Genomic DNA, 9,982 nt, shown 5'->3' with positions numbered 1-9,982 from the left:
AACAAGGTGAAGCAATTTTTATGAGAAACTGGCCTTATGCTTGGTCATTGCTTAATTCTGATGATTCGCCTGTAAAAGGTAAAGTTGGTATAGCACCTATTCCAAGAGGAAAAGACGGCAAAGTTGGCACTCCAGTTTTAGGTGGATGGAATCTCGGTATAAACAAATACTCAAAACATCCTGAAGAAGCATGGAAATTTATAGAATTTGTTACAAGTGAAGAAGGTCAAAAGATAACCGCTTTAGAAGGCGGCAATCTCCCAACAATAAAATCTTTATATCAGGACAAAGAAGTTTTAGCAAAAAATCCCTATTGGGCAGATTTTTATGATGTATTCATAACAGCTAAACCAAGACCAGTATCCCCATTTTATCCACAAATGTCTGATTCAATGCAAATTAATTTCCATAAAGCTTTAACAGGAGAAATTTCACCTGAACAAGCTGTTAAAAATGTAGCAAAAGACCTTGATGAAATAATAAAGAATAACGGTAAATAGTACTTCTTCATACAAATCCAAAGTGGCAGCTTTTTGCTGCCACTTAATATAAAGAGGTGATAACGTGATAGAACAAAAAAATTTAACATCTCCAACTAAACAATCTAAGTTCCAACTAAGTGAAGCCACATTGGGATATATATTAGTTGCTCCAGCCTTACTTTGTATTACTGCAATAGCTTTATATCCTGTATTAAATACTTTTAAGTTAAGTCTTTATTACATGAAATTGCAGCTTCCTGGACTCACACACTTTGTTGGTCTTCAGAATTACGGCACACTATTCTCTGATTCTAGATTTTGGTCTGCAACCTTAAACACAGTATTCTTTACAGTTGTATCTGTAGCGCTGGAATTAGTACTTGGAATGGTAATGGCACTTTTGATGAATAAAAAATTTAAAGGGACAGGATTGGTAAGAGCTGCTGTGTTAATTCCGTGGGCAATTCCAACTGTAATATCAGCTCTTATGTGGAAATTCATTTATAATGATCAGTTTGGCGTATTAAATGATATTTTAATGAAAATAGGTTTAATAAGCAGTTATAAAGCATGGCTTGGAAACCCTTCTTCAGCAATGTCGGCAGCTATATTTGCAGATGTATGGAAAACTGCACCTTTCATGGCATTGTTGTTGCTTGCCGGGCTACAGAATATATCCCAAGACCTTTATGAAGCAGCAAAAGTAGATGGAGCAGGAAGTATAAGGCAATTTTTTAGTATCACTTTACCATTATTAAAACCTACAATCTTAGTTGCTCTCATATTCAGAACATTAGACGCTTTTAGAGTATTTGACCTCATTTTTGTAATGACAGGAGGAGGACCTGGTAATTCAACAGAGACTCTTTCTATATATGCATATAAAACCCTCTTTAGAAATCTTGACTTTGGAATTGGTTCAGCAATAGCTGTTATAATATTCATCTTTGTTTTCATTTTTGCAATATTCTATATAAAGCTTTTGGATAAAAGCATTTTGAAATGAGGTGATTTAAAAATGAAGCTTAAAAATACCATAAACCAAATTATCTTCTATATTTTTTTAACAATATTCCTTGTATATATAATTTCCCCTTTCCTATGGCAAACACTTACCTCCTTTAAAACTCCACAAGAACTATTTAGTATTCCTCCAACATGGATTCCAAGTAAGATTTATACGGGATATTATATAAATGTATTTACTAAACGTCCTTTTTTAACCTATTTGAAAAATAGTTTTATTGTTGCTTCATCTACCACTCTTTTTAGTCTTTTTGTATCTTCTTTTGCAGCATATGCTTTAGCAAGACTTAAATTTAAAGGGAAATCAATAATACTATCTTTAGTTTTGTCTGTATCAATGTTTCCTGGAATAGCTATTGTAAGCCCCCTGTTTATTTTTCTAAAAAATGTAAACTTATTAAATAGCTATCTAGGTCTTATACTGACATACACTACTTTTGCAATTCCTCTTTCTTTATGGATTTTAACCTCATTTTTTAGAGAAATTCCTTTTGAACTTGAAGAATCCGCAAAAGTAGATGGTGCTACTCCTATGCAAGCATTTTTAAAGATAATAATGCCTCTTGCTACTCCTGGCATGTTCACAACTGCCATTCTGACGTTTATAGCAGCATGGAATGAATTTCTCTTCGCCCTTGTATTTAACACACAAGACTCAATGAGAACAGTACCCGTCGGTATAGCCATGTTTCCTGGAGAACATGACCTTCCTTGGGGAGATATTGCAGCGGCTTCTGTTGTCGTAACAGTACCTCTTATCATAATGGTACTCATATTCCAAAAGAGGATAATATCTGGATTAACCGCCGGTGCAGTAAAGGGATAGAACAAAACATTACTCTGCTATATGAGGACGATGAAAAAATCTTTACATATACAAGAAGTTATGAAAGTCATATGAATCTTAAAAAATCCACAGTATGTGCTGTGGATTTTTTGTACAATTATTTTACTTCTAACACTTTATTTTTTATGTCAGATATGAACTCTTCAATATCAGTAAGTTCCGAAGTAATAATATCATACAGTTCTTCATCTGTTACCAGATTATACAAATGAACCATACGATTTCTATATCCAGCCATTAGTACTAACTTATCACTTAATTCTGGACTTACATATCCATACTCACCTAATCCTCTTGCAATTGATTTATATTCGGTTGATAAATCAATATTCCCTGTTTTAGCTAAAATGTGCCTGCCTATATCAAATATTGCTTCGAGAGTCCGTCTTAAAAAACTTTCACCTGCTGCTGCATTTCTTTTATCACTTAAAAAAGAATTCTTATCAATAGAAGCTAAGGCTTTTAATTCTTTTAAATAGCCATCCATAAGCGTAAGTCTTTCTATTATTAGTTGGCGATTTATCATAATTTTCACCACACTTTTAATACTTTTCTAAAACTTCTTCATTGTATTTATCATAGACATATTTGAAATCTGCTGCACGCCTCAAAATTCGCATTTCATATGTATCTTTAAATTCTTCTGAATAGTAATAAATGCAAATTCCCTTTAGAGCTTCACATTGAAAAATGGAATGCCTTTCTTGTAAAAATACGAGGTCTAATTTATATGGCTTAAATACCTCTTCCATTTCATTGTAAACATTGGCATAAATTTTATATCGATCTTTCATAAATTCTATATTTTCCAAAAAAACTATTCCAACATCAATATCAGTCAGCGGATCGTAAATAACTACTTTTTCCCCTTTCAACAATTTTAGTGCATTTTCTTTTTGTGAACCAAATAAATACACCAATGCGATATTATATTTTTGGCATATATTAGTTAATTTTTCCGAAACGCTATACATAATAATCACCACATACTATTATATCACAAATTTTAACATTATGCCTTATCCCTATTCTACTCCAATCACAACTGCTTTGTCCCCTTTTGACTTTATAACTGTATTTACATGGTTAATCCCAAAATGATACATTATATAGTCAAGATTGGGCGCATCAATTAATAGTATGTCTGCCTTTTTGCCCTTTTCTATTGTGCCTATTTCATTTCCCCTATCAATAGCACAAGCTGCATTTAAAGTTACACCAGTTAAAATCTCTTTAGCAGACATTTTCATTTTTATATACGCAAAAGACATTATAAGCTGTAAATTTTCTGTAGGGCTTGTCCCCGGGTTGTAATCCGTACCAAGAGCCACAGCAAGACCTTTTTCAATTAATTTTCTTGCATTGGCATAAGGTCTATCTAAAAAATAAGAAACTCCAGGAAGAAGTACCCCTACAGTACCTGCTTTTTTCATAAGTTCAATTCCTTTTTCAGATACCTCTTCAAGATGGTCTGCGCTTACAGCACCTAATATTCCCGCCAATTCTCCTCCACCACTTTGTGTCAACTCATCAGCGTGAATTTTAAGTTTCATTCCATACTTTTTAGCCTCTTCTAATATCTTTTTAGACTGTTCATAGTCAAAAGCTCCATCTTCGCAAAAAACATCACAAAACTCTGCAAGATTTTCCTCTTTTACTTTGGGAATCATTTCATTTACAACTTTATCAACATATCCCCAAGAATTCTCCTTAAACTCCGTAGGTATTGAATGAGCTCCTAAAAAAGTAGGAACAATATCCACAAGAGAGATTGAATTAAGCTTATTCATAAGTCTTAAAAGCCTTATCTCTTCTTCTGTGCTAAGTCCATATCCACTTTTTACTTCTACAGTAGTAGTGCCATGAGATAGCATTATATCAAGGCTTTTCATAGCTTTTTCTATCAATTGGTCATCAGAAGCATTTCTGGTTGCATTAACAGTAGAAAGTATTCCTCCACCTTGCTTTAATATGTCTACATAACAATACCCTTTTAATTTAAGTGCCACTTCATTTTCTCTTGAGCCATAATGTATAAGATGAGTATGAGGGTCTACAAATCCAGGAATTGCAATCATGCCTTTTGCGTCAATTTTTTCTTTTGCAGAAATTGCGGCAGGTGATTTTCCTGCCGCTAAAATTTTTCCATCTTTTATTGCAATATAAGCATCTTCAATTTCTTCCATATTTTCCATTTTACTTCCACATAGTGGGCAATTGCCAAGAGGTGTATAAATTTTCTTAATGTTGTATATTAACAAATCTGCCTTCATTTTAACACCTCATTCGTATACTCTGTTTTCTAAAACCATATTTTCAGAAAAGTTCTCTATTCTTAAATAATAATCTGCCACATCAAACAAAGCCTTTGCTGGCACAAGCCCTATTATTTCACTGCCTATAACATTTACCCCATACCTTAAAGCTTCTGCTTTAATTGTTTCAAAAACTCTGTAAATAGGTGTTTTATTAAAATCAGTAAGGTTCATCGACACCTGCACAATTCCTCTTTCTTTTAATTCCACCCCCATCGCCTTTACATACCGGTAACCGCCGTTTGAAAATCGGATAGCTTTAGCAATTTTGTTAGCTATATCAATATTGTCTGTAGCAAGATTGACATTGTAGGCAATGAGAAAATTTCTTGCGCCAATCACTGTCGCACCGCTTTTGGGGTTCATCTCCTGCGGACCAAAGTCTGGCTTCCATTCCGGCTGTTTTATCTTTTCAAAAAAACCTTCATATTCTCCCCGCCTTATATTCTCTAAATTTTTTCTTTCCGGAGTTGTAGCAGCTTCTTCATATAAATACACAGGTATATTAAGCTCTCTTCCAACCCTTTCTCCTACTTCTCTTGCAATTTGGATACATTCTTCCATTGTAGCATTTTTTACAGGTATAAAGGGCACCACATCTGTTGCCCCAATCCTCGGATGTTCTCCTTTATGGTACCTCATATCAATTATCTCTGAAGCTTTTTTAATGAGCTTAAAAGCCGCTTCTTTTACTCCCTTTGCATCTCCACAAAAGGTTATAACTGTCCTGTTGTGGTCTTTATCGGAAGAGTAATCCAAAAGCTTTACTCCTTCCGTCGACACAACTTCTTTGACAAGCTGTGCTATTTTTTCTTGGTCTCTTCCTTCACTAAAATTAGGTACACATTCAATTATCTGATCCATTTATTTCCTCATCCTTTCCAACGTTATTTTAGCATAGGCATTTTTATTCCTTTTTCTTTCGCAGTTCTTATTGCAATTTCATATCCAGCATCTGCATGTCTCATAACACCAGAACCAGGGTCAGAAGTCAAAACTCGCTCTATTCTCAAGTCAGACTCTTTTGTTCCATCGGCACACACTACTACTCCTGCGTGTATTGAATATCCTATTCCAACTCCACCGCCGTGATGTACTGATACCCATGTAGCTCCTGAAGCAGTATTTAACAAGGCGTTAAGTATTGGCCAATCTGCGATAGCATCACTGCCGTCTTTCATTGCCTCCGTTTCTCTGTAAGGGGATGCGACAGAACCCGTATCATGGTGGTCACGGCCTATTACAATAGGAGCTTTCAGCTCGCCTTTTCTCACCATTTCATTTATTGCAAGGCCAAATTCCGCTCTCTGACCATATCCTAACCAGCAAATCCTCGCAGGCAATCCTTGGAATTTAATCTTTTCTCTCGCTAACCTAATCCATCTTTCAAGCAGTGTATCTTCAGGGAAAAGTTCTAAAATTTTTTCGTCAGTCTTAAAAATATCCTCAGGGTCACCTGATAATGCAATCCAGCGGAAAGGTCCTTTCCCTTCAGAGAATAAATCTCTTATATACTCAGGAACATAACCTGGGATATTAAAAGCCTCTTTTACCCCTTCATCATAAGCCATTCTCCTTATGTTGTTGCCATAATCAAAAGCTATTGCTCCTCTTTTTTGCATCTCAAGCATTGCTGAAACGTGCTTTGCCATAGCTTTTTTAGCTCTCTTTATATATTCCTCTGGATTTGATTTTCTAAGAGCAAATGCCTCTTCTAGTGTCATTCCATTTGGCACATACCCATTTAATGGGTCATGGGCTGATGTCTGGTCTGTTACAACGTCTGGAATTATTCCCCTTCTTACAAGCTCAGGATGCACATCTGCGGCATTTCCGACAAGTCCAACTGACAAAGGCTTTCCTTCTTCTTTTGCTTTCAAAACCATTTCTAAAGCTTTGTCAAGATTGTCTGTCATTACATCAAGGTATTTAGTATCTAATCTTCTCTGTATTCTATTTCTGTCCACTTCTACTATAAGACAAGCGCCATCCAACATGGTAATAGCCAAAGGCTGAGCTCCACTCATACCTCCAAGTCCTGCAGTTAGTACAAACTTTCCCTTCAATGTTCCATCAAAATGTTTTTTAGCAAGAGCTGCAAAAGTCTCAAAAGTTCCTTCTATTATCCCTTGTGTCCCTATATATATCCAACTTCCTGCTGTCATTTGCCCATACATGGTAAGCCCTTTTGCCTCAAGGTCCCAGAAATTTTCCCAATTAGCCCATGCAGGTACTAACATTGCATTGGATATGAGCACTCTTGGTGCCATTGTATGAGTTTTAAAAATTCCTACAGGTTTCCCAGACTGGATGAGAAGTGTTTCATCTTCTTCTAAATTTTCCAAACTCTCTACTATTTTATCAAAAGCTTCCCAATTCCTTGCGGCTTTACCTGCTCCTCCATACACTATCAAATTCGACGGGTCCTCTGCTACCTCCGGATCTAGATTGTTCATCAAAGTTCTATAAGGCGCCTCTATTTGCCAATTCTTGCAATGTAATGTGGTCCCCCTTGGCGCTTTTATAACCCTTGACATATTTAAATCCCCCCATAAATTTTTTAATTTGGTGATATAGTATATTTCTATTTATCACTTCAAAAATCCTGCTAATATTTATACATTTTTAAATTTAAAAAGCGGGAGTTCTCCCGCTTACTCTACTTTGAACTGTTTAATTGCTTCCATAAGCGTATTGGCATAATTCTTAAGTTCATTTGCTGTTGATGCCATCTCTTCCACAATTGCCGACTGTTCTTGTGATGTTGCGGATACTTCTTCCGCTGATGCCGCTGACTCTTCTGATACAGCCGCTATGTTCTGTATTGAATCTACTATCTTATTTTTATGCTCCTCTATCTCCTTTAATGATTTGTTTAGATTGTCAATCTTCTCTACTATGAAATTCACTGCATGAAGTATTCCTTCAAATACATCTTTTGTGGTATTGACTACATTGCTTTGCTCTTCTATTGATTTTGTTGAGTCTTCTACTGTCTTGTAAGTATCGTTAATCGTGCTTTGTATCTCAGATATTAAGTTAGCTATATTTCTCGCTGCCTGTGAGGACTGTTCTGCCAATTTCCTCACTTCATCTGCTACAACGGCAAAACCTCTTCCTGCGTCTCCTGCTCTTGCTGCTTCTATCGCTGCGTTTAGTGATAAAAGATTTGTCTGGTCTGCTATGCCCGTTATCGTCTCTACAATCTTGCTTATTTCCGTAGATTTTTCTAAAAGATAATTTGTGGATTCTTTTACATTGTTATTTGCTTCTACTGTCAGTTCTGTCTTTTTAATTAAGTCATCTATAATCACAAGCCCTTCGTTGGATACCATGCTGACATTCTCTACTTCTTGGTTTATCTCATCAGCGTTTTTAATGGATTGGTCTATCAATTGCCCAAGTAATACAGTGGCATTAGCGCTCTCCTCTGCTTCTCTTGCTTGGCTAGAAGCTCCTTGTGCGATTTCTTCAATGGCTTTTGCAACGTCTTGTGTGGCTTGTGCTGCCTGTTCAGAAGCTACAGCCATGTTTTCCGCTGAGTGATTTACAGACTCTGATACGCTTCTTATGTCAAAAACAAGCCTTTTTATTCCTTCAATCATGGTGTTGAAGCTATTTGCCAGTATTCCAACTTCATCTTTTGCTTTTACATTAGCTTTAACCGTAATATCCCCTTTAGCTGCTGCAGACATAGCAGTTACCACTTTTTTGATTCCTGAGGATATAGAATTTGCAAAGAAGTATGCTATTAAAAATCCTATGAGTAATACTATTATACTTACAGTAATCACAAAATTGCGTATTTTTGTGACATCTTTCGTTAGTTCACTATTTTCCATTGTAACTACTGCTTTCCAACCAAAGCTGTCAAGGTTTCTCACACTGGCAAATTTGTACACATTGTTTGAACTGTACTGTATAGTAGCATTATTAGTATTCAATAATCTTTCACCAAAATCGTATTGCTTGATAGAAGTAAATAATTTACTAGAATCAGGATGAGTAATAGTAATGCCGTCTTTTGTGACTACATATATATATATCCTGTTTTACCAAGCTTTATACTGGATATATTTTTAGAAAGTTGTTTTAAACTTATATCAATTCCTAAAACGCCTAATAACTTTTCATTTGAATCCATAACTGCTTTAGTTACAGTTATTTCAAGAATCTTACTTGCAAAATCTTCATAAGGATCTGTCCAGACAATATTGCCTCCTGCTTTTTCAGCATCTTTATACCACGGCCTTTCTGTTGGATCATAATTTTCTAGTTTTTGAGGTGGGTACAAAATCATCTTTTTATCAGGTGTCGCAAAATACACATTCATAGCATCTGGCATAGATTTTTTTACTTCTTCTAATTTTTTAAGTACTGCTTCATCTGAAGCACTGCTCCCATCATAATTCATTATAGCATTTGATTCAGCTAACATTTCAATCATTGATTCTGTGTCTTGTTTAAAAGAATTTATGTACTTATTTAAAACAGATAAAGCTGCTTGATTGGAATCGTTTATCTTGTTCTTAAGAACACTCTCTGCAATATTTGTTGAAAAATATCCTGTTATGACAAGGGGAATTAGAATAACCAAAAATATAAACACCAACAGTTTTGTTTTGATACTTTTCATTTGTTACCCTCCTATTATATCGAAATAAAGTGTTGTAGATTCCCCTTTTTCTCCCACAAAGCTTCTTCTAATGCTTCTACGATTTTGTAATTATATTTTTTGGGTTGGGTTTTTAATTCAAATATTGCCTCGTGTATACTTTTTAACCTCTTTTCATTATAAGGCCTTTTTGTAGTCATTGCATCAAAAGAATCACAAATTCCTATTATTTGAGCACTTAAAGGAATAATACTGACACCAAAAGGATAGCCAGAACCATCTAATCTTTCATGATGGTAAAGTACCCCTGGGACCAAATCCTTCAATGAAGGAAAAATTTTTAACATCTCCGAGCCATAAGTTGGATGTATCTTCACAAACTCGTATTCTAATTCTGTAAGCGGTCCTGGCTTGTCAAGAATGGAAACAGGTACTAATACTTTACCAATATCGTGTAATAATCCCCCCTTACAGTTATAAATTTGCTCTTCTTTGGGTAATTCTAATTTTTTAGAAACTAAATAAGTAAGTTTTGCAACTCTTATACTGTGTAAGTAAGTTATATAGTGATAATGTTTCAAACTCGTCATTAAATGCTTTATAAGATAATGCTCGCTGTAATTGTATACTTCCACAGTTTTCCCTTCTTTTCGACATAATTTGACAAAAAAATTATACCATTTGTTTCTTGTAATGT

9 protein-coding genes and 1 pseudogene are annotated in these 9,982 nt (G+C 35.1%); 3 read left to right on the top strand and 7 right to left on the bottom strand.

Going from position 1 to position 9,982, the window contains the following annotated elements; genetic code table 11:
- The 3 genes from M663_RS0111230 to M663_RS0111220 form a co-directional block, all read left to right on the top strand.
- The coding region (locus M663_RS0111230; RefSeq protein WP_029688973.1) for an extracellular solute-binding protein at positions 1-500 on the top strand (500 nt) is incomplete at its 5' end.
- Between the two features lie 64 nt (positions 501-564).
- Complete coding sequence (locus M663_RS0111225) at positions 565-1,488, top strand: sugar ABC transporter permease (protein WP_029688972.1); 924 nt, start codon at positions 565-567, stop codon at positions 1,486-1,488.
- Between the two features lie 12 nt (positions 1,489-1,500).
- Entirely contained in the window at positions 1,501-2,334 is an 834-nt protein-coding gene (locus M663_RS0111220; RefSeq protein WP_029688971.1) for a carbohydrate ABC transporter permease, read from the top strand.
- A 118-nt stretch (positions 2,335-2,452) separates the two neighbouring features.
- Here M663_RS0111220 and M663_RS0111215 read toward each other — a convergent pair whose 3' ends face one another.
- The 7 genes and pseudogenes from M663_RS0111215 to M663_RS0111185 all read right to left on the bottom strand — a co-directional run bounded on the left by M663_RS0111215 (position 2,453) and on the right by M663_RS0111185 (position 9,920).
- Complete coding sequence (locus M663_RS0111215) at positions 2,453-2,881, bottom strand: DUF86 domain-containing protein (protein ID WP_029688970.1); 429 nt, start codon at positions 2,879-2,881, stop codon at positions 2,453-2,455.
- 16 nt (positions 2,882-2,897) lie between these two features.
- Positions 2,898-3,329 carry a nucleotidyltransferase domain-containing protein gene (locus M663_RS0111210; RefSeq protein ID WP_029688969.1) on the bottom strand — a complete coding sequence of 144 codons (432 nt, stop codon included), beginning with the start codon at positions 3,327-3,329 and terminating at the stop codon, positions 2,898-2,900.
- Positions 3,330-3,380: 51 nt separating this feature from the next.
- Positions 3,381-4,628, bottom strand: a complete 1,248-nt coding sequence (gene hutI, locus M663_RS0111205) for an imidazolonepropionase (protein ID WP_029688968.1) — start codon at positions 4,626-4,628, stop codon at positions 3,381-3,383.
- Between the two features lie 9 nt (positions 4,629-4,637).
- On the bottom strand, positions 4,638-5,534 hold the full coding sequence (gene ftcD / locus M663_RS0111200; protein ID WP_029688967.1) for a glutamate formimidoyltransferase: 897 nt from the start codon (positions 5,532-5,534) through the stop codon (positions 4,638-4,640).
- 23 nt (positions 5,535-5,557) lie between these two features.
- Complete coding sequence (gene hutU / locus M663_RS0111195) at positions 5,558-7,207, bottom strand: urocanate hydratase (protein ID WP_029688966.1); 1,650 nt, start codon at positions 7,205-7,207, stop codon at positions 5,558-5,560.
- 117 nt (positions 7,208-7,324) lie between these two features.
- Positions 7,325-9,306 (bottom strand): annotated as a pseudogene (locus M663_RS14840) (methyl-accepting chemotaxis protein).
- A gap of 14 nt (positions 9,307-9,320) precedes the next feature.
- On the bottom strand, positions 9,321-9,920 hold the full coding sequence (locus M663_RS0111185) for an HD domain-containing phosphohydrolase (protein WP_029688965.1): 600 nt from the start codon (positions 9,918-9,920) through the stop codon (positions 9,321-9,323).
- Between the last annotated feature and the right edge of the window lie 62 nt (positions 9,921-9,982).

The sequence above is a fragment of the Thermoanaerobacter sp. A7A genome, from assembly GCF_000445185.1.
In the GTDB taxonomy this organism is placed as follows: Bacteria; Bacillota; Thermoanaerobacteria; order Thermoanaerobacterales; family Thermoanaerobacteraceae; genus Thermoanaerobacter.
Note: the sequence above shows the minus strand (reverse complement) of the source record. Positions and strands in the feature narration are given on the sequence as shown.